This is a genomic window from Neorhizobium sp. 05N33, assembly GCF_056397445.1.
This window is the reverse complement of record NZ_JBFTNK010000002.1, coordinates 858,676-878,233: the sequence shown is the minus strand read 5'-3', so window position 1 is coordinate 878,233 and position 19,558 is coordinate 858,676. Positions and strand designations below refer to the sequence as shown.

Here is a 19,558-nt window from a genome sequence, read left to right as displayed (position 1 = left end):
CAGAGCGCCGGGAGGGCGCAGGCTGTATGGGAGGGTTCGATGGCGGAGACGCTGAGCAGGGAAACGCGGATTGTCCGGCGCGAGAAGTCGGCGCCATTCCGCAAGCTCAAGGCGGATATCTGCGTCGTCGGCGCCGGCATCGCCGGCATTTCCGCAGCACTTGAAGCCGCGAAGCTCGGTCGCAAGGTGGTGATCGTCGATGGCCAGGCAGCGCTCGGCGGGCAGGCGGTCAACTCGATCATCGCCACGTTCTGCGGCCTGTTTTCGAACGGCACGCATGGCTACCAGTTCACCTATGGCATCGCCGACAGGTTGCTCGCCCATCTCGAAAGCCAGGACCGGTCGATCTATTACCGCCACGGGCCGAACACCACGGTCGTCTATTACGACGAAGTCGTCCTCGGCCGCTGGATGGAGAGTAGCATTCTGGACGCCGGCATCGAGGTCGTGCTCGGTGCGCAGATTCTCGACGTGCATGTCGAAGGCCGGCGCGTCGTCCAGACCGATTTCATGACCCGTTATGGCGGCGTCTCGATCGAGGCGACCGGCTGGGTGGAGGCGAGCGGTGATGCGGCGCTCGTCTGGCAAGCCGGTTTTGCCTGCCGTCAGCCGGAAAAAGGCGGCGTTTTCGGCACCCAGATGGTGGTGCTGGAAAATATCGACGAAGCCAGGCAGCCGACCCGCTACGAAATCGGCGACCGAATGAAGGAAAAGGCGGCAAGCTACGGCCTGCTACGCCGCGAAGGCCTCGGCTTCACCATTCCCGGCCGCGGCATTGCCGCCATGAACATGACCCATGTGGAAACCCCGCTCGATCCGGTCGAGGCTTCCAGGAAGGCGCTCGAAGGCAAGGACCAGGCGGCCCGCGCCGTGGAATTCCTGAAAGCGGAATTCCCGGAATGTTTCGGCAATGCCCGCATCCGCTCCTTCGGCCTGCCGGGCATCCGCCAGACCCGCTGGATCGCCGGCAGCCATCACCTGACGGTTGACGAGATCAGGGCCGGCACCAAGTTCGACGACGCGGTTGCCCGCACCGCCTGGCCGATCGAGCTGCATGACCATGGCGACGGCCACCACTGGATCACTTTCGACGAAGAGCATGCCCACTACATTCCGCTTGGCAGCCTGACGCCGGACGAGTGCGACAATATCGCCGCGGCCGGCCGCTGCGTCGATGCGGATTCGGCAGCACTTTCGAGCATCCGGGTCATGGGGCCGTGCATCGCCATGGGCATGGCGGCCGCCAACGCGCTCGACCTTGCCGGAACCGGCAGCGTACACCAGATCGATCGCGATGCATTGCGCGAGCGGGTTTCCGACAACGTCGAAAAGAAGCATTATCGGTGGGCCGACGCGAAAATGCGCGCCGCATCGTGAGGAGGATGCGATGAACCTGACGGATCACGAAAAGGCGATGTATGACGGCGAGCACGGCCGCGCCAAGGCGCGCGCCATGGACCTGCTGGTTCGTTACGGCGAAGCGCTAGGTGCCGAACGGCTGGTCGAGACCAACAATGTCGCCGGCGCCTTCAACGCCTCGACCCCCTCGGTGCAGGCGATTGCCGAAAAGGGCATGGAGCACGTCTATTCCGAGCTCAACCTCGATAGCGACGAAGTCGTCGAGGTGCCGCATATGGTGGCGCATACCTGTCAGTTGATCACCGGCATCGACAACGACAATTGGGAACTGCAGGGCGTCGACAAGGCGCTGGTGGACATGCAGCGCGCCAATGAGAAGTACCTGGGGCGGCGCGGCGTCAACATGTTCGCCACCTGCACGCCCTATCAGGTGGGCAACGTGCCGGTGAAGGGCGAACACTGCGCCTGGATGGAATCGTCCGCCGTCATCTACTGCAATTCAGTGCTCGGCGCCCGCACCAATGTCGAGGGCAAGGAAAGCACCGGCGCCGCGGCGCTCACCGGCCGCATTCCCTATTGGGGTTTCCACATCACCGAAAACCGCCGCGGCACCCATCTGGTCGAGCTCGATATCGAGGTCGACGACATGATGGATTGGGGCCTGCTCGGTTATTACATCGGCGAGGTGATCGGTGAGGAGATCCCTGTCTTGAAGGGCGCCGGCCGCCAACCCGACCTCATCAAGCTCAAGCATTTCGGCGCCGCCGCCGCCTCGTCCGGCGGTGTTGAGATGTACCATATTCCAGGCATCACCCCGGAAGCGGACAGCATCGAGGAAGCCTTCGGCGGCCGCAAGGTCAAGGGCACGTTCCGCTACGGCGCCAAGGAGCGGCGCGAGACCTATGAGAAACTGCAGAGCTCGACCGAGAAAAAGGTCGACTTCATCATGCTCGGCTGTCCGCACAATTCCATCGACCAGATGGCCCTGATCGCCCACATGCTGGAGAACAAAAAGATCCATTCGAATGTGCAGCTCTGGGTGCACACGCCGCGGGCGATCAAGCAGGTCGCCGAGCGCAACGGCTATATCGACGTCATCCGCGAAGCCGGCGGGGTCGTCATGAGCGACACCTGTCCCGCCATTTCCCGCCGGCTGCCGGCTGGGACCAAGGTCATCGCTACCGATTCCGCCAAGCAGGCGCACTACCTGCCGGCGATCACCGGCGTGCAGGGTTGGTTCGGCTCGGTCAGCGATTGCGTCGATGCCGCCTTGACGGGCGAGTGGAACGGGAGAGCCTGATGGATATCGTAACAGAAGCAAAACCCGGAACCATCGAGCTCAAGGGCCGCAAGGTGGTGGCCGGCCGCGCCGAGGGCGAGGCGCTTGTCACGACCGAGACGATCTCCGGCTGGGGCGGTATCAACGAGCGCACCGGCACGGTCATCGAGCGTCGGCACGAAATGCGCGGCGTCTCCTTCGCTGGAAAGATACTTGTCTTTCCGGGTGCCAAGGGCTCGTCCGGCTGGTCGGCCTATTTCCATATGACGCGGCTCAATGGCGTCCAGCCAGCGGCGATGATCTTTACGCGGATGACTACCAAGATTGCGCTCGGCGCCGTCGTCACCCGCGTTCCGGCGATCACCGAGCTCGATCAGGACCCGCTATCAGTGATCGAGACCGGCGACTGGGTGGTTGTCGATGCCGATGCCGGCACGGTGACCGTGACCAAGAAATCCTGAAAGCGATGTTCGCTCTCGCAGGCCTGCCCACTCGACGGCCATGCCGATCGCCGACTATAAGATGCGGCGAAACGGACAAGGAGGAGTGGATATGTCGAAAGTAGCGATCGTAACCGGCGCGGGCTCGGGTGTTGGCAGGGCCGTCGCCATCGGGCTTCTGAACGCAGGTTATAGGACCGTGCTTGCCGGCCGGCGCGAGAGCGAGTTGCGGGGTACGGCGGAACTGGCCGGCGGGGAATCGCTCGTCGTGCCGACGGACGTCACCGATCCGGCCGCCGTCGACGCCTTGTTTGCGGCGACGCAGGAGGCCTATGGTCGTCTCGATCTTCTGTTCAACAATGCCGGCCGCGGCACGCCGGCCGTTCCGATCGACGAATTGCCGCTTGAAACCTGGCGCGCCGTCATCGACCTCAACCTCAATGGCGCCTTCTATTGCGCTCGGGCGGCCTTCGGGATGATGCGGCGGCAGAGCCCGGGCGGCGGGCGGATCATCAACAACGGCTCGATTTCGGCCCATGTGCCGCGCCCGTACCAAGCCGCCTATACCGCCACCAAACACGCCATTACCGGTCTGACCCGCCAGATCGCGCTCGACGGGCGGCCGCTGAACATCGTCTGCGGTCAGGTGGATATCGGCAATGCCGACACGCCGATGACGGTGCGAATGAAGGAAGGCGCGCTGCAAGCCGATCTGACGACTGCCGTGGAGCCGGTCATGGACCCGAAACACGTGGCCGATGCGGTGCTCTATATGGACGGATTGCCTTTGGAGGCCAATGTCCTGTTCATGACGGTGATGGCAAACGGCATGCCCTACGCCGGCCGCGGCTGAGATCGGCCGCCGGCCGCCTTGATCTTGCCCGCAAGCTCGACCAGCGTCAGAAAATAATCGGAAGGAAACATCCCATGCAGCAGGCACTGGTGCTCGAGAAAAAAGGCATCCTCTCGTTGAGGGAAATCGATCTTCCGACCGAGGTCGGGCCGGGCGACGTGAAGATCGCCATCGATACGGTCGGCGTCTGCGGCAGCGACGTTCATTATTACACCCACGGCGCGATCGGGCCCTTTGTTCTGCGCGAGCCGATGGTGCTCGGCCATGAGGCGGCCGGCATCGTCGTCGAGGTCGGCAGCGAGGTGAAGACCTTGAAGGTTGGTGACCGCGTCTGCATGGAGCCCGGCGTGCCGAACCTTTCGTCCCGCGCTTCCAAGCTCGGTCTCTACAACGTCGATCCAGATGTCCGTTTCTGGGCGACGCCGCCGATCCACGGGGTGCTGACGCCGGAAGTCATCCACCCTGCGGCCTTCACCTACAAGCTGCCGGACAATGTTTCCTTTGCCGAAGGCGCCATGGTGGAGCCGTTCGCGATCGGCATGCAGGCCGCCAGCCGCGCCCGCATCCAGCCCGGCGACGTCGGTGCGGTGATCGGTGCCGGCCCGATCGGCATCATGGTGGCATTGGCGGCACTCGCGGGCGGTTGCGCCCGCGTCTTCATCTCGGATCTGAGCCCCGACAAGCTGAAGATCGCCGGCCAGTACCCGGGCATCATCCCCGTCAACATCACCGAACGGCCGTTTGCCGAGGTCATCGCCGAAGCGACCGGCGGCTGGGGCGCGGATGTCGTGTTCGAGGCGAGCGGCAGCCCGAGGGCCTATGCCGGCATGTTGGACCTGGTGCGGCCCGGCGGCGCCTTCGTGCTGGTCGGCCTGCCGGTCGAGCCGGTGCCGTTGGATGTCGCAGGCGCCATCTCCAAGGAGGTTCGCTTCGAGACCGTGTTCCGTTACGCCAACATCTTCGACCGGGCGCTGGAACTGATCGCGTCCGGCAAGGTCGACCTGAAGCCGCTGATCACCGGCGTCTTCGATTTCAAGGATTCGATCAAGGCCTTCGAGCGGGCCGCAGCGGGACATCCATCGGACGTCAAGCTGCAGATCGTGCTGAGCGGCAAGGCCTGATCAGGCGGCGCGGGTAAAGCGCTTCGAAAGCGATGCCGGCTTGTGAAGCGGCACGCGGCGGAGCATTTCGAGCGCGAACAGGCGGGCGTTCTGCCGGGCCTTGTCGAGATTGCTGATGCGGTTTTCGTCCATCGTGTAGAGCGTGCCGCCGAGATCGAAGATGTCGCGGAAGGCGGCGCGTTCGATGATCGGCGTGTCCAGCACTTCGACCTTGCGCTCGGCAAGCAGCATCTTCACCGCCAGCAGCGCACGGGTGGTGACCATCGAGTTGACGCGGGTCAGCACGACCGAGTGCGGCACGTGAAGATTGGCCTTTTCTTCGAGATAGCGCAGCAGTTCCAGCACGTTTGCACCGCCCTGGGCATCCATGGCGCAGCCCTGGATAGGGATCAGCACGTGGTCGGAAAGGCCGATCGCCTTGGCGAGCAATGGGCTCTGCGCGCCGGGAAGGTCGAGCACGAAATAATCGGTCTTGTGGCGGTTTTCAGAAATATGCCGGTCGATCGAGGCCTGCGTCACGTAGGAAATGACGTTGAGTTTGTCGTTATGCGGCGAGAGCATGTGCCAGCGGGTGATCCAGTATTGCGGATCGGCATCCAGGATCGTAACGCGGTAGCCCTGCTCAACGAGTTCTGTTGCAAGAAGGAGCACAGCGGTGGTCTTGCCCGCTCCGCCCTTGGTGTTGGCAAAGGTAATGACTGGCATCTTGGGTCCCTGTCCGGCTACGAGCGTAAGATTGCTCTCTCACCGCACCCTCATGATGCGTTGCCCCATTCTTGCCAAACATGGTTAACGAGACGTGAAAAATCCGTTGCCAGATCTTACCGGCGGCGATCGGCGGCGAGAATTTCCCGGGCGATCTGTTCGAGCGACACGACCTTGTCGACGCCGCCATGGGCGATGGCTTCCTTGGGCATGCCGAAGACCACCGACGACGCCTCGTCCTGGGCCACCGTATAGGCTCCCGCCTGATGCATCTCGTTCATGCCGCGGGCGCCATCGTCGCCCATGCCGGTCATGATCACGCCCATCGCGTTGGCGCCGGCCGAGCGGGCGGCGGACCGGAACAGCACGTCGACGGAAGGGCGATGGCGGCTGACGAGCGGACCCGAGCGGACCGAGACTTCATAACGCGCGCCGCGCCGTTCGAGCAGCATATGTTTGTCGCCGGGGGCGATGAGCACATGGCCGCGCAGTACCGGATCGCCTTCGGCTGCTTCCTTGACCTCGACTTCGCAAAGGCTGTTGAGACGCTTGGCGAAGGCGGCGGTGAACTTTTCCGGCATATGCTGGACGATGACCAAGCCCGGAGAATTGGCCGGCAGGGCTTCGAGAAGTTCGCGCAGAGCTTCGGTTCCGCCGGTCGAGGCGCCGACGCAGACGACCATTTCGGTGGTCTTCGCCATGGCTCCGAGCCTGGGAGGCGGAAGCATCGCATCGGCCGTAAGCTTGGCGGTCGCGCCGCCTTCGGAAATGCGTGACGGACGCAGCCGGCCGACGCGGGCGCGTGCGGCTCCCTTGACCGCGGTGCGGATCCTTTCGCCGGACTCGGCGAGGTGGTCGGCCGCGCCGATCTTCGGTTTCAGGATAACGTCGACGGCGCCCGCTTCAAGCGCCTGCATCAGCGTTTCCGAGCCGCTTTCGGTCAGCGACGAACACATCACCACCGGGATGGGATGCTGCGCCATCAGCTTGCGGAGAAAAGTGATGCCGTCCATCTGCGGCATTTCCACATCGAGCGTGATGACGTCGGGAATTTCCTCGCGCAGCTTGCGCGCCGCCATGAAGGGATCGCTGGCTGCGCCGATGACTTCGATATCCGGATCCGCCGACAGGACGGCCGTCAGGGTCTGGCGGACGCTGGCTGAGTCATCGATGATCAGAACTCGAATTTTGCCGGTCATGGTTCATACCCGCTTGAACACAGTATTTGCCACCTGCCGGATCGGCAGATCGAAGCCGGTCACGGTTTCCGAGTGACCGATGAACAGATAGCCTCCCGGAAGCAGGGCTTCGCAAAGACGCGACAGCACGTGCTGCTGAGTCGGCTTGTCGAAATAGATCAGCACATTGCGGCAGAAGATCATGTGCATCGGATCGCCGATGGGATAGGCCTCGTCCATCAGGTTCAGCCGGGCGAAACCGACGCGGGAGCGCAGTTTCGGCGAAATTCGCATCTCCTGCCGCCGCTTGTCGGACGGCCGCATGACATATTTGTTCATCATGTCTGCCGGAACGGGTGCCAGGAGATCGCTCTGGTAGATGCCGCGCTGGGCCTTCTGCAGCACGTCGGTCGAAAGATCGGTAGCAAGCACGAAATAGTCGCGTTCCGGCGTCGACGAACTCAGAAATTCAGAAAGCACCATGGCCATCGTATAGGGTTCGGCGCCCGTCGAGCAGGCGGAACTCCAGGTGCGGATGCGCCGGTCGGCATAGGTCTTCAGGATGTCCGGCAGCGCCGTCTGTACCATGTAGTCGAAATGCTTCGGCTCGCGGAAGAAATCGGTCTTGTTGGTGGTCACCGCATCGATGAGGAAGATCGACTCCGCTTCAATGCCGCCGTGCTTGAACAGATAGTCGCAATAACTGTCGAAGGTCGGCATGGCCGTGACCCGCAGGCGCCGGCGAAGCCGCCCCTCCAGCATCGTCATCTTGCTGTGCGGCATCTTGATGCCGCTATAGTCGTAGATGTACTTCGAAAGCAGATCGAAGTTGCGCTTGCTCAGCCGATCATCGAGCGGCTGGCTTCTCATTGCTGCATTCACGCACATGCCCCCGTACAAGAACCTATTCGGTTATGCCAATTCCGTCATGCGACCTGAGACTGCGGCCCCACATCGGCGAGAGCCGATCCGGAATCCGAAAATAGCCGTGCAAGATCGACGACGACGACGAAACCGCTCTCCCGCCGCACCACGCCGGCGATATAATCGGAGCGCCAGCGCACGCCGATATCCGGTGCCGTCTCGATCTGTTCCTTGCGAAACGGCACGACCTCGAAGACCCGGTCTGCGACGAGGCCGAGCACCAGGACGCGATCGGCGACCGGGACGTCGAGCACCAGGATGCGCGTATGTGGCGTCTTAACCGTCCTCGTCATGCCAAGGCGAAGACGAAGGTCGATCACAGGCACGCCCTGTCCGCGCACATCGCGCAGGCCGAGCAGGTATTCCGGGCCGTGTGGGATCTTGAAGGGTTCCTCGTGGTCGAGAATCTCGCGGACCACCTCGACGGGGACCGCAAAAATCTCGTCGCCGAGGCTGAAGGTCACGAATTGGGATTCGGAGGATATGACTGCCATTACGCGCTCTCCCTGAAATCGTCATCGTCCGCGTCCGGGCCGCCCATCGACAGGTCGAGGGCAAAACCTTTCACGCGGGCCTGTTGTGCGGTCACCGAGTGGCCGGCCGAATAAGCCTTGGCCGGCGGCTGGGTCTTGGCCTTCGCCGGTGCGGGCTTGGCGGTCGGGGCCGGCTGGTTTCGCTGCTTGGACCCGGCCCGTTCGACCTTGAAGAATGCGATCGAGGCCTGCAGTTCTTCCGCCTGAGCGGCGAGTTCTTCTGAAGTCGCCGACATCTGTTCGGAGGCGCCGGCGTTCTGCTGTGTCACCTTGTCGAGCTGCTGGATCGCTTCGTTGATCTGCGAAGCACCGATGTCCTGCTCACGGCAGGCGGCGGAGATTTCCGACACGAGTTCCGCGGTCTTGTGGATGTCCGGCACCAGCTTGTTGAGCATCTCGCCGGCTTCGGTGGCGACCTGCACGGTCTCGCCCGAAAGCGCGCTGATTTCGGCGGCGGCAGCCTGGCTACGTTCGGCAAGCTTGCGGACTTCCGAAGCGACGACCGCAAAACCCTTGCCGTGTTCCCCGGCACGGGCGGCTTCGACCGCGGCGTTGAGAGCAAGAAGGTCGGTCTGGCGGGCGATTTCCTGGACGATCGAGATCTTCTGGGCAATCGTGCGCATGGCGCCGACGGCGCGTCCGACGGCCTGGCCGGACGCTTCGGCGTCACGCGACGACTGCCGGGCGATCTTTTCCGTCTGGGCGGCGTTATCGGCGTTCTGCTTGATGTTGGCTGCCATCTGCTCCATCGAAGAGGAGGCTTCTTCAGCCGATGAGGCCTGCTCGGTGGCGCCCTGGCTCAGCTGTTCCGAACTTGCCGACAGTTCCTGGCTGCCCGAAGAGACGTTGTTTGACGCTGCAAGCGCGTCGGCCACGACACCTCGAAGACGTTCCACCATGCTCTGCAGCGCAAGACCGAGCGTGTCCTTCTCGGAGAGTGGCTTTGGCGAAATGGTCAGGTCGCCATTGGCGATCTGGTCGGCCACGTGCGCCGTGGTCCGCAGATTGGCGACCATGCTCTGCATGGCGAGCCCAAGCGTATCCTTGTCGGAAAGCGGCTTGGCATCGACCGAAAGGTCGCCCTCGGAAATACGCTCGGCGATCGCCGCCGTATTGCGGAGATTGCCGGTCATCACGTTGACCGTATCGATGAGGTCCTTGATCTCGTCATTGGTCTTGACCTCGACCTTCTGGTTGAGGTCTCCGATCGCCACGGCATTGGCGATCAAGGATATCTTTTTCAGGCCTCGGCTGATGCCGAAAGCGATCCAGAGGGCGGCGGCGATCGCCACGATCGTTGCCAGAGAGGCGATGGCGAGGACAAGATTACGCGTGCTGTTGTATTGTTCGTCCGTGGCCTGATCCGTTGCAGCCATTTGGTTCTTTGCGGCCTGGACGCGCTTGTCGATGGCGCTTTCGATCTCGTCGATCAGCTCTCGGCCTTGGCCTGCGATGATCACGACCGCTTCGTTGGACTTGCCGGCCTTGACAAGATCGCGGATTCGGGTGTCGAGAGTCACGATCTGCTGAAACTTGAGGCCGACATCTCTCCAAGCCTGCCTGCCTTCCTCTGTAGAGGCAAGGCCGGCAAGTTTCTCAAGTATCGTCTTGAAGTTCTGCTGGTTACGGTCACTGGCTTCGGCATAGGTGTCGAAGTCCTTGGGATTGCTTGCATTTACCATATTGAGCTGCGCCCGGGTCAGGCGAAGCTGGATATTGCCCAGGTCCTGCGCGGTTTCCAAACGCGCCGCCGGCCCAGCGATCAGTTTGCCGATCGCGTCGTTCAGGTTGGACAAGCTGTATATTCCGAAGCCCGCCACGCCGATTAGCAGCGCTATGACCAAGCCATAGGTGAATGCCAGCTTCAATTTGATAGTAAACCGCATTTTAAGGTCTCCGAAATCCTTCAGGTCGGGGAATGCTTCATCTCGGATGCGATCGAGAAAGCCTCACGATCAGGATACTTCCTAACGGCAGTCGTTTCGTTGCTCGCACCAACGCAATAACGCTGGCTATCGCGGGGCCGCCTGACGGCCCCGCTCATTGGTTGGGGTGAGCGCTCAGGCGCTTTCCCGGAAGTCGTCGTCATCGCCGTCGGGACCGCCCATCGAAAGATCGAGAGCAAATCCTTTGGCGCGTGACTGCTGAGCTGCGACGGAATGGCCGGCCGGACGGGGCGCGGGAGCCTTAGACGGCTGTTTTGGGCTAGGCTTTGCTGTTGTGTGAGCCTTGGCTCCCGGCTGCGGCCGCGCTTTTGCGCCCGCCCGTTCGACCTTGAAGAAGGCGATCGAGGCCTGCAGTTCTTCCGCCTGAGCGGCGAGTTCTTCTGAAGTCGCCGACATTTCTTCCGAGGCGCCGGCGTTCTGCTGGGTCACCTTGTCGAGTTGCTGGATCGCTTCGTTGATCTGGCTGGCACCGACATCCTGCTCACGGCAGGCGGCGGAGATTTCCGAGACCAGCTCGGCGGTCTTCTGGATGTCCGGCACCAGCTTGTTGAGCATCTCGCCGGCTTCGGTGGCGACCTGCACGGTCTCGCCCGAAAGCGCGCTGATTTCGGCGGCGGCAGCCTGGCTACGTTCGGCAAGCTTGCGGACTTCTGAGGCGACGACCGCGAAGCCCTTGCCGTGTTCGCCGGCACGGGCGGCTTCCACCGCAGCATTCAGAGCAAGAAGGTCGGTCTGGCGGGCGATTTCCTGGACGATCGAGATCTTCTGGGCAATCGTGCGCATGGCGCCGACGGCGCGTCCTACCGCCTGGCCCGACGCTTCGGCGTCACGCGACGACTGGCGGGCGATCTTTTCCGTCTGGGCGGCGTTATCGGCATTCTGCTTGATGTTGGCTGCCATCTGCTCCATCGAAGAGGAAGCTTCTTCAGCCGATGAGGCCTGCTCGGTGGCGCCCTGGCTCAGCTGTTCCGAGCTGGCCGACAGTTCCTGGCTGCCCGAAGAGACATTGTCCGCCGCCGAAAGAGCGTCGCCAACCACGCCGCGCAGGCGTTCCACCATGCTTTCAAGCGCAAGACCGAGCGTGTCCTTGTCGGAGAGCGGTTTCGGTGAAACGGTCAGATCACCATTAGCGATCTGATCGGCAATGGTCGCCGTGTTGCGCAGGTTGGCCGTCATCGTGTTGATGGTATCGACCAGATCCTTGATCTCGTCATTTGTCTTGATTTCGACGTTCTGATTGAGATCGCCGATCGACACGGCCCGGGCGACGCCCATGATCTTGGTAAGGCCTCTGCCGATGCCCAGGGCGATCCAGAACGCTGTCGCCGCTGCCGTAATGACGGCAACGACCGCGATTGTGATCATCAGGCTGCGCGTGGTCCAATAGGTGGCTTCGGCTTCATCATTGGCCTTCTGCATCCGGTCGCGATTGATTTGGACGGATTCATCCAGCTGCGCGGAGAGTTCGGTGATCGCCTTGCGGCTTTCTCCAGCCGAGAGAGCGAGTGCTTGCTGCATGTCGCCGCGCTTGGCGGCGGCATCGACCTTGTCGTTCGCAGCCTGGTTGGTCGTCGCGAGACCGCGCGTTTCATCCCAGAACGGCTTCTGGTCTGCCGATGCGGTCGAAGCCAGTTCGTTCAGCAGCGTGATGAACTGCAACTCCAGCTTGTCGCCGTCGCCGAGGAACTTTTCGATCTCCTGCGGCGAGGTGGCAAGCAGCATGTTCTTCTGCGCGCGGATGCGATTGAGCGACAGGATGTTCATCTGCTGGACTTTATCGAGCCGCGTCGCCGCGACGTCCGTGACGTAAGTCATGGCCTCATTGGCGGCGCCAAGGCTATATATTCCGTAGCCGGCCGTACCAACCAGCATGCTGACAAGAAAGCCGAAGGCCAATGTCAGTTTGGCTTTGATCGTAAATCGCATAGCCCTATCCCCTCAAGGCAATGAAGTGCATCAGTCGATGCGTCCCTCCAGGCGGGGGGACGCGGTTGAAAACGAGAAGACCGATACATTCACCCTTCTGCGATAGTCCGGTTGCCCGGATATTCTCCCGCCTACATGCAAGAGACGATCCCGAATTCCTGTCAATCCGGGATCGGTTCAGTTCCCTCAGGCGCTTTCGCGGAAGTCCGCGTCATCGGCATCCGGCCCGCCCATCGACATGTCGAGGGCAAAACCCTTGGCGCGGGCTTGCTGGCTGAGGACCGAATGGTCGCCCTTGTGGTGTTGTCCCGCAGCGCGTGCCTGCGTGGGTTTTGCCATCGGCTTGCGGGCGGTGGAGGCGACCGGAGCGCGCTTTGCCTGTTTGGCCTGTTTGCTGCCGGACTGATCCACCCGGAAGAAGGCGATCGAGGCCTGCAGTTCTTCTGCCTGCGAGGCAAGTTCTTCCGAAGTCGCCGACATTTCTTCCGAGGCACCGGCGTTCTGCTGGGTCACCTTGTCGAGTTGCTGGATCGCTTCGTTGATCTGGCTGGCACCGACATCCTGCTCACGGCAAGCGGCGGAGATTTCCGACACAAGTTCCGCCGTCTTCTGGATGTCCGGCACCAGCTTGTTGAGCATCTCGCCGGCTTCGGTTGCGACTTGCACGGTCTCGCCCGAAAGCGCGCTGATTTCAGCGGCGGCAGCCTGGCTGCGTTCGGCAAGCTTGCGGACTTCCGAGGCGACGACCGCGAAGCCCTTGCCGTGTTCGCCGGCACGGGCGGCTTCGACCGCGGCGTTCAGAGCGAGAAGGTCGGTCTGACGGGCGATTTCCTGGACGATCGAGATTTTTTCCGCGATCGTGCGCATTGCATGGACGGCGCGTCCTACCGCCTGGCCCGACGCTTCGGCGTCACGCGACGACTGGCGGGCGATCTTTTCCGTCTGGGCGGCGTTATCGGCGTTCTGCTTGATGTTGGCCGCCATCTGCTCCATCGAGGCGGATGCTTCTTCGGCCGACGAGGCCTGTTCGGTGGCGCCCTGGCTCAGCTGTTCCGAACTTGCCGACAGTTCCTGGCTGCCCGAGGAGACGTTGTCGGAAGCGGCGAGCGCATCGCCGACGACGCCGCGCAGGCGCTCGATCATGGTGTTGACGAAGCCGAGCAGTTCACCGATCTCGTCCCTGCTGGAGATGGCGGCGAAGCGGGTCAGGTCGCCGTCGGCGACGTTCTGCACTGCCCCGATCGCATTGCGCAGGCCCTTGTTGATCGAAAGGGCGATCCAGAGGGCGGCCAGCAAGGCGATCAGGAAAGCGGTTGCCGCGACCGAGATCATGATCAGTCGGGTCTGAGCATAATCCACATCCGACTGTTTGTTGGCGTCGTCGAGCCGGCCTTCTTCGAGTTTGACCACGTCGGAGAGCAAAGCATCGATCTCGTTGGTGACGGTGCGTGCCTCAGCGGTTGAAATACGCAGTGCCGAGCTTGTATCTCCACCCAGCATCAGGGTGCGGATGTGGTCATCCTGCTTGCGGAATTCCGCTGTGAAGGCGGAGAGCTTGCCCCAAAGGACTTTGCCCTGTTCCGTCGCACGGGCTTCAACCGCCTTGAGCGTCTCGTCGAATACACGGCGGGCCTCGTCACTTTTCGCGATATATCCCTGCATCTCGCCGGGATTCGCCGCCAGAAGCAGGTTCTTCTGCTGGCGGATCTGCTGAAGCTGCTCGTTGTTCAGGTTCTGGGCAAGTTTCAGTCGCAGGGCTGGCCCCTGCAGCACATTTTCGAGCGTGTCGTTCAGGCTGCCGAGGCTGAAAATGCCATAGGTAGCAGTCGCCAACAGCATGATGATGATGAAACCGAATGCTGAAGCCAGCTTAAATTTGATTGAAGCGTGCATTTTTTGAGTCCATCAAAAGGGTGATCAACCGTGGGAGGCCCCGGTCGCGGAATGGTCGTGTTGGGCGGAGAAGATCACCTGGAGGTTCGGGAGGATGATGAATTCCGCCCCCCGCTTGACGAGGCAATCGATGAAATCTGGTCGCCAGCGCATCCCCACGCTCGGCGGTGGCTCGCCGGCGGTGCGAAGCAGCGTTGTCACTTCGTGGACCTTGTCCGTGCGGATGCCCGTCAGAACCGATTCGCCGTCGATCTCGATCGAGATGACGATGATGCGGCTGTCGATCGTCGGCTTGGTCGCTTCCATGCCGAATGCGAGACGGATATCGGCAAGCGGGATGACCTTGCCGCGGAAGTTGATGACGCTGCCGACAAAGGCCTTGGCGCCCGGAACCATGGTCTCCGGCAGAAGATCGAGGATCTCCTGCACGATGAAGGCTTCCAGCGCGAAAACTTCGCCGGCAATGTCGAATGTCAGGACTTCCAGCTCGTCGCGGCCGCCCCAAAGGTCCTGAGAAATCTTTCTGACTGCTTCGTTCATCCGGCCGCGCGCAGATGCGCCTCCTGTTGTTGCCCCTCGGCCACCAGATGACCGACGTCGAGGATCAGCGCCACGTCCCCGTCGCCGAGGATGGTCGCACCCGAGAAAGTGGCGACGTCATGGTGCAGTTTCGACATGCCCTTGATGACCGTCTGGTGATCGCCAATGATCTGGTCGACGACCAGGCCGACCCGTTCGGAACCTGTCGAGATGACGACCACCTTCTGGAAGGGATCGGGCTTCGTGCCGGTGCGGAACAGATCGCGAAGCCTGAGAAATGGCACGAGGCTGTCGCGCAGCGAGATGAAGCTGCGGCCGCGTGAGCGCATGTCTTCTTCGATCGAGAGTTCGAGGCATTCCTCTACCGCCGAAAGCGGAATGACATAACGGCCGTCGCCGACCCGCACGAGCAGTCCGTCGATGATCGCGAGCGTCAGAGGGATCGCCAGCGAAATCTCGGAACCTTCGCCAGGATGGCTTGCAACGTTGATCGTGCCGCGGAGTGCATCGATGGTCCGCTTGACCACATCCATGCCGACACCGCGGCCTGAAAGGTTGGTGACCGTCTGGGCTGTCGAGAAGCCGGGGTGGAAGATCAGCTGGTAGAGTTCCTGATCGGTGAGGCTGGCATTCGGCGGGATGAGGCCGGAGGATTCCGCCTTGGCGCGCACCCGTTCGCGGTTGATGCCGCGACCGTCGTCCTTGATAGTGATAATGACTTCGCCGGCCTGCTGGCGGGCGGAAAGCAAGATATGCCCCGCTTGTGATTTGCCGGCGGCAAGCCGTTCCTCGGGGGTCTCGAGACCGTGGTCGCAGGAGTTGCGCACCAGATGCACCAGCGGATCGGCCAGGCGTTCGATGACGCTCTTGTCGACTTCCGTGCTTTCGCCCTCGGTGACCAGTTCGATCGTCTTGCCGGTTTCATGCGAAAGATCGTGCACCAGCCTGCGGAAGCGGCTGAAGAGGTGCGCGACCGGTACCATGCGCAGCACCATCATCGTATCGCGCAGCTCGCCTGAAAGGCGTTCCACATCTTCCGAGACGGCCCGCAGCTGCAGATCGCCGCTGCCGCCTGCAAGTTGGCTGAGGCGCGACTGGGCGATGACGAGTTCGCCGACCCGGTCCATCAGCTCGTCGAGTTTTTCGGCGGGCACACGGACGTTTTCGGACGCCTTGTTCTGCTTCGTCTCGACGGGAGCTGCAGCGATCGGCGCAGGTGCAGCCGCATGCAGGACGACAACCGGTGCCGCCGCAGGCTGGGGTGCCGCGGCGGGCTGCGATGCCGTAACCGGGGCTTCCGTCTTGGCCGGTGCCTTGGCGGCGACCGAAGTCTCGACGGTTATGACTTCGAGCTGCATCTCGTCCATGACGAAGATGAATACGTCGTCAATCGCAGACCGCGGCTGGGTGGTCAGAAGCTCGACTTCCCAGGAGACATAAAGATCGGTCGGCGCGAGAAGGTCGAGCGATGGGATGGCAGAGCGGTCTGCCACGATCCGGCACTCGCCGAGCTCGCGCAGTTCGTCGAGAAGCGGCAGCGGATTGGTGCCGTTTGCCATTGCGTTCTGCGGCAAGCTGAAGCGGATCTTGAAATGGTTCTGGCCCGGAGCAGTTTTGGCGGGGCCGGAAGAACCGGCGTTGTTGGCGCCATCGACGGCAGCGCGCAGACTGGCGAGAAGCGCTTCGCCAGTCGCCTCATGGTCGCCATTCGGCGTGTCGACCAGGGCACGCATGTGATCCTTGGCCTCGAGAACCGCCGTGACCAGCTCCTGCGTTGCAGGAACTTCGCCCTTGCGGACGCGGTCGAACGCCGTCTCGCAATGATGGGTGAAAGCAGCCAGGGCATCGAAGCCGAACATGGCTCCCGATCCCTTCAAAGTGTGGAGTCCGCGGAAGACCGCGTCCACCTGATCCTTGTCGCCGAGGTTTACGTTCAGGTCGAGAAGCCCTGCTTCGATCTGTTCCAGAAGCTCGGCAGCTTCTGTCCTGAAAACCGCGATAGGATCGGGAAAGCTCATCTGCCGAGTACCTTTCGGACGATCTTGACCAGGCTTTCCGGGTCGAAGGGCTTGGTGAGCCAACCGGTGGCACCGGCGGCCTTGGCTTCCTGCTTGATGTCGTTGTCGGATTCCGTCGTCAGGAAGATGACCGGAACGCCCATATGGGCCGGCATCTTGCGCAGTTCCCGGATCATCGTCAGGCCGTCCATGTTCGGCATGTTGAGATCGGTGACGATCAGGTCGAACTGGCTGGCGCTAAGCTTGGCGATGCCGTCCATGCCGTCGACTGCTTCCGTGATCTGGTATCCGGCATTGCTGAGGGCGACGCGCGTCGTCAGCCGGATGCTGGCGGAATCGTCGACTGTTAAGATGCTGGCGCTCATTGAATACCCCCTTGATGAAGCCAGAATTTCAGGTCTTCAGCGGACATCCCGTCGAGGAAGCCGCTGCGCTTCAAGACATCGAGCGTTGGGCCGCTGGCGGGACGGGCTAACGCGATTTGCTTTCCGGCTGCGACGGCGTAGATGCGCGCCGCTTCCATGAGTTGAATGAAGCTGATGTCCACTTGGCAATCATCGTCGAGTTCGATGGTTGCGGACGCGGTTTTGTCCAGAAACTGCAGCATTTCCCGCTGCACGGTTGCAATCGTGCGAACAGTCAGGTTCTGCGGCGGGCGAAAGTAATCCTCTTGAACATCGGAAGCAGGCATTCTTACCTCAATATAATTCCGAAAACGCTGAAATAGCTGGCCGAATGTGGACTTGCATCGTTAATGCGGAGTTAACCGACCATGGCCATTTCTCACGAAACAAAACTGATAGGTTGCATTTTGCCGCGCTAATGAGCGGGAAAATTAACCACAAGTCGCAAACGACCGCCGCTATTCTGCGGGAATTAACTCATCGTCCCTCAGAGTAGTTCTCGCGCAGGACAAAACCGTGCCCGAACTTGCTGGTGCGGAACTGTCCCAAAACAATGCAGGCGAGTTCATCGTCGTATCTTCAGCAGGCAGAGGTCCCGTGGGGACCTGAAAGGTGAGGCAAAGTGGCTGTCAGGGCATCCATTTTTGACATCGTGAGTAGCTCGACTGGCGTTCTCGCCTTCGTCGACCGGATGGAAACGGCACGCTCGCGTATCGAGGAGCGTTTTCTCGATGGCGGCGCGGCGCTCCTGTCGATCCTCGATGTGCTGAACAAGCTGATCACCTCCCTCGACCAGTTGACCGGTTCGCTGGACGAAGGAACGGCAAACGCCACGATGACCGAGCTGAAGAGCACGGTCGAGCGGCTGTCGCACCTGACCAGGCTCGAATCCGGACGCCAGGTTGGCTTCCAGGAAATCGCCTCCGCGGAAAGAAAACTGCGGCCTCAGATCGAGGACATGCAGGAAACGCTGCGCTATCTGCGCACCTTCGCCGTGACTGCCAAGATCACCGGGGCCGGTATTGCCGATTTTGCGGGCTTCGCGGAAGAGATTCTCGCAAAGATCCAGGAGGGGTCACGCCAGGTCAACGATCTGGCCGGCAAGCTGAGCAGCCTCGGCCATGGCCTAGGGCCAGTGATGATCAAGGGAAAGGCGATCCTGGCGAGCTACGACGAAACGGTGCCGCAAATCGTTTCCGGACTCTCCAACGGCGCGGCTGAGATCGGCAAACACCGCAAACTGCTCGTCGAGCGCGCAGCAAGGGTGCGTACCGTCGCAAGCGGCATCCAGTCGAAGCTCGCCTCGACGCTGTCGGCCATGCAGGTCGGCGATATCACCCGCCAGCGTATTGAACACTGCCAGTCGAGCCTGCGCATCCTTTCGGATTATCTGGAAGCGCCTGGGGCCGCAAAACTAACCGGCGGCGAGCGCGAAAGCCTGTCGCTGATCATCCGCAAGCTCGTCTCGCTGCAGCTCAATCAATCGATCTCCGACTTTGATCGCGATACTGCAAAGATAGTCGCCATCGTCGCAAGCTTCCGGTCCGATCTGTCGCAGATCGAGGCCCTTCGTGCGGCGATGACCGATGCCGACAGCGGCAACAACAACAATGCGATCCGGCAACTTGAAACCGGTGTGGCCGCCGCTCGCGGCGCCGTGCGCGAAATCGAGGATGTCGCCCATCGCGCCGGCGAGCTCAGCCGGGCGACCAGCGACACCGTCAGGGAACTTCTCGACGGCATCGGCACCGTCCAGATCGTGCGCACCGACATTCATTATATGGCACTCAATACCAACCTGCGCTGCAGCAAGATAGGCGAAGAGGGCAAGGCTATAAATGTCGTGACCGCCGAACTGCGCAACTTTGCAGCAGCGCTCGACGGAACGGCTGAAAAGATCCTGACCGAACTCCAGACGCTGGAAATCGCCGCCAACAAGCTGACCAGCGTGCATGGCGAAGAAGGTGAACAAAGCCTCGATCAGCGCCTCGAAAACGCGCTTGAGAATATCCGCTCCGTCGGCGACCGGATGGATGCTCAGATGCTGGCGCTCGGCGATCAGAGCAGGACGGCCGTCGGCGAAATGGATATCGCGCTCGCCCGGTTGAACTTCAACGCCGAACTCGGCGAAGTGCTACGCGCCTGCGCAGACGAGATGGAACTCGATGAGGACGTCTTCGAAGCGCCGGGCCTTGAAGAGGCGCTTGTGGAAGTCGGTGGCCGTATTGCCCGTCTTTATACGATGGTGACCGAACGCGAATTGCATGCCGCGGTGCTTGGCACGGCGCCGCCGATGGTCGCCGCTGCTGCCGCCACCACCATGTCGGATGAAGACATCGACGATGCCCTGTTCTGATCGGCCGGCGCCTGCGCGGACCGGCGGGGGCTGCATTCAGCGGCTTGTCCTGTTAAGATAAAGCGAAGGCCGCGCCTTGACCT

The 19,558-nt window shown here is 61.9% G+C and carries 17 protein-coding genes; 6 read left to right on the top strand and 11 right to left on the bottom strand.

The annotated features are described in order from the left end of the window. The first annotated feature begins 39 nt into the window (after positions 1-39). From AC1DLT_RS08740 to AC1DLT_RS08720, 5 genes are all read left to right on the top strand, one after another. Positions 40-1,377, top strand: coding sequence for an FAD-dependent oxidoreductase (locus AC1DLT_RS08740; RefSeq protein WP_477486477.1), 1,338 nt, complete (start codon positions 40-42; stop codon positions 1,375-1,377). Positions 1,378-1,387: 10 nt separating this feature from the next. Further along, complete coding sequence (locus tag AC1DLT_RS08735) at positions 1,388-2,659, top strand: aconitase X (RefSeq protein WP_436111386.1); 1,272 nt, start codon at positions 1,388-1,390, stop codon at positions 2,657-2,659. Then, positions 2,659-3,099, top strand: a complete 441-nt coding sequence (locus AC1DLT_RS08730; RefSeq protein ID WP_247031871.1) for an aconitase X swivel domain-containing protein — start codon at positions 2,659-2,661, stop codon at positions 3,097-3,099. Before AC1DLT_RS08735 ends, AC1DLT_RS08730 begins: the two co-directional genes overlap by 1 nt. A gap of 91 nt (positions 3,100-3,190) precedes the next feature. Then, positions 3,191-3,931, top strand: a complete 741-nt coding sequence (locus tag AC1DLT_RS08725) for an SDR family oxidoreductase (protein WP_477486476.1) — start codon at positions 3,191-3,193, stop codon at positions 3,929-3,931. Positions 3,932-4,005: 74 nt separating this feature from the next. After that, positions 4,006-5,052 (top strand): NAD(P)-dependent alcohol dehydrogenase, encoded by a 1,047-nt coding sequence (locus AC1DLT_RS08720; protein WP_477486475.1) that lies wholly within the window; start codon positions 4,006-4,008, stop codon positions 5,050-5,052. Here the strand turns inward: AC1DLT_RS08720 and AC1DLT_RS08715 are convergent, their stop codons facing one another. The 11 genes from AC1DLT_RS08715 to AC1DLT_RS08665 all read right to left on the bottom strand — a co-directional run bounded on the left by AC1DLT_RS08715 (position 5,053) and on the right by AC1DLT_RS08665 (position 17,406). Further along, positions 5,053-5,757 (bottom strand): ParA family protein, encoded by a 705-nt coding sequence (locus AC1DLT_RS08715; RefSeq protein WP_038547666.1) that lies wholly within the window; start codon positions 5,755-5,757, stop codon positions 5,053-5,055. It lies immediately after the preceding gene. A gap of 116 nt (positions 5,758-5,873) precedes the next feature. Further along, positions 5,874-6,956, bottom strand: coding sequence for a protein-glutamate methylesterase/protein-glutamine glutaminase (locus AC1DLT_RS08710; protein WP_477486474.1), 1,083 nt, complete (start codon positions 6,954-6,956; stop codon positions 5,874-5,876). 3 nt (positions 6,957-6,959) lie between these two features. Continuing rightward, the gene (locus AC1DLT_RS08705) at positions 6,960-7,823 is read right to left on the bottom strand and encodes a CheR family methyltransferase (RefSeq protein WP_038547672.1); all 864 of its coding nucleotides are present in this window, start codon (positions 7,821-7,823) and stop codon (positions 6,960-6,962) included. A 38-nt stretch (positions 7,824-7,861) separates the two neighbouring features. Continuing rightward, positions 7,862-8,353: a chemotaxis protein CheW gene (locus tag AC1DLT_RS08700; RefSeq protein WP_038547675.1), complete on the bottom strand. Its 492-nt coding sequence runs from the start codon at positions 8,351-8,353 to the stop codon at positions 7,862-7,864. Beyond that, positions 8,353-10,278, bottom strand: a complete 1,926-nt coding sequence (locus AC1DLT_RS08695; RefSeq protein WP_247135968.1) for a methyl-accepting chemotaxis protein — start codon at positions 10,276-10,278, stop codon at positions 8,353-8,355. The genes AC1DLT_RS08700 and AC1DLT_RS08695 overlap by 1 nt, the downstream gene beginning before the upstream one ends. Before the next feature lie 174 nt (positions 10,279-10,452). Further along, positions 10,453-12,264 carry a methyl-accepting chemotaxis protein gene (locus tag AC1DLT_RS08690; protein ID WP_477486473.1) on the bottom strand — a complete coding sequence of 604 codons (1,812 nt, stop codon included), beginning with the start codon at positions 12,262-12,264 and terminating at the stop codon, positions 10,453-10,455. Between the two features lie 186 nt (positions 12,265-12,450). Then, complete coding sequence (locus AC1DLT_RS08685) at positions 12,451-14,157, bottom strand: methyl-accepting chemotaxis protein (protein WP_477486472.1); 1,707 nt, start codon at positions 14,155-14,157, stop codon at positions 12,451-12,453. 24 nt (positions 14,158-14,181) lie between these two features. Further along, positions 14,182-14,697, bottom strand: a complete 516-nt coding sequence (locus tag AC1DLT_RS08680; protein WP_038591915.1) for a chemotaxis protein CheW — start codon at positions 14,695-14,697, stop codon at positions 14,182-14,184. Next, positions 14,694-16,715: a chemotaxis protein CheA gene (locus AC1DLT_RS08675; protein ID WP_247031881.1), complete on the bottom strand. Its 2,022-nt coding sequence runs from the start codon at positions 16,713-16,715 to the stop codon at positions 14,694-14,696. The genes AC1DLT_RS08680 and AC1DLT_RS08675 overlap by 4 nt, the downstream gene beginning before the upstream one ends. Next, positions 16,712-17,080: a response regulator gene (locus tag AC1DLT_RS08670; RefSeq protein ID WP_038547692.1), complete on the bottom strand. Its 369-nt coding sequence runs from the start codon at positions 17,078-17,080 to the stop codon at positions 16,712-16,714. Before AC1DLT_RS08670 ends, AC1DLT_RS08675 begins: the two co-directional genes overlap by 4 nt. Further along, entirely contained in the window at positions 17,077-17,406 is a 330-nt protein-coding gene (locus AC1DLT_RS08665; RefSeq protein ID WP_477484037.1) for an STAS domain-containing protein, read from the bottom strand. Before AC1DLT_RS08665 ends, AC1DLT_RS08670 begins: the two co-directional genes overlap by 4 nt. A 335-nt stretch (positions 17,407-17,741) precedes the next feature. Here AC1DLT_RS08665 and AC1DLT_RS08660 point away from each other — a divergent pair, with 335 nt between their 5' ends. Beyond that, positions 17,742-19,475: a chemotaxis protein gene (locus AC1DLT_RS08660; protein ID WP_477486471.1), complete on the top strand. Its 1,734-nt coding sequence runs from the start codon at positions 17,742-17,744 to the stop codon at positions 19,473-19,475. Positions 19,476-19,558 lie beyond the last annotated feature (83 nt).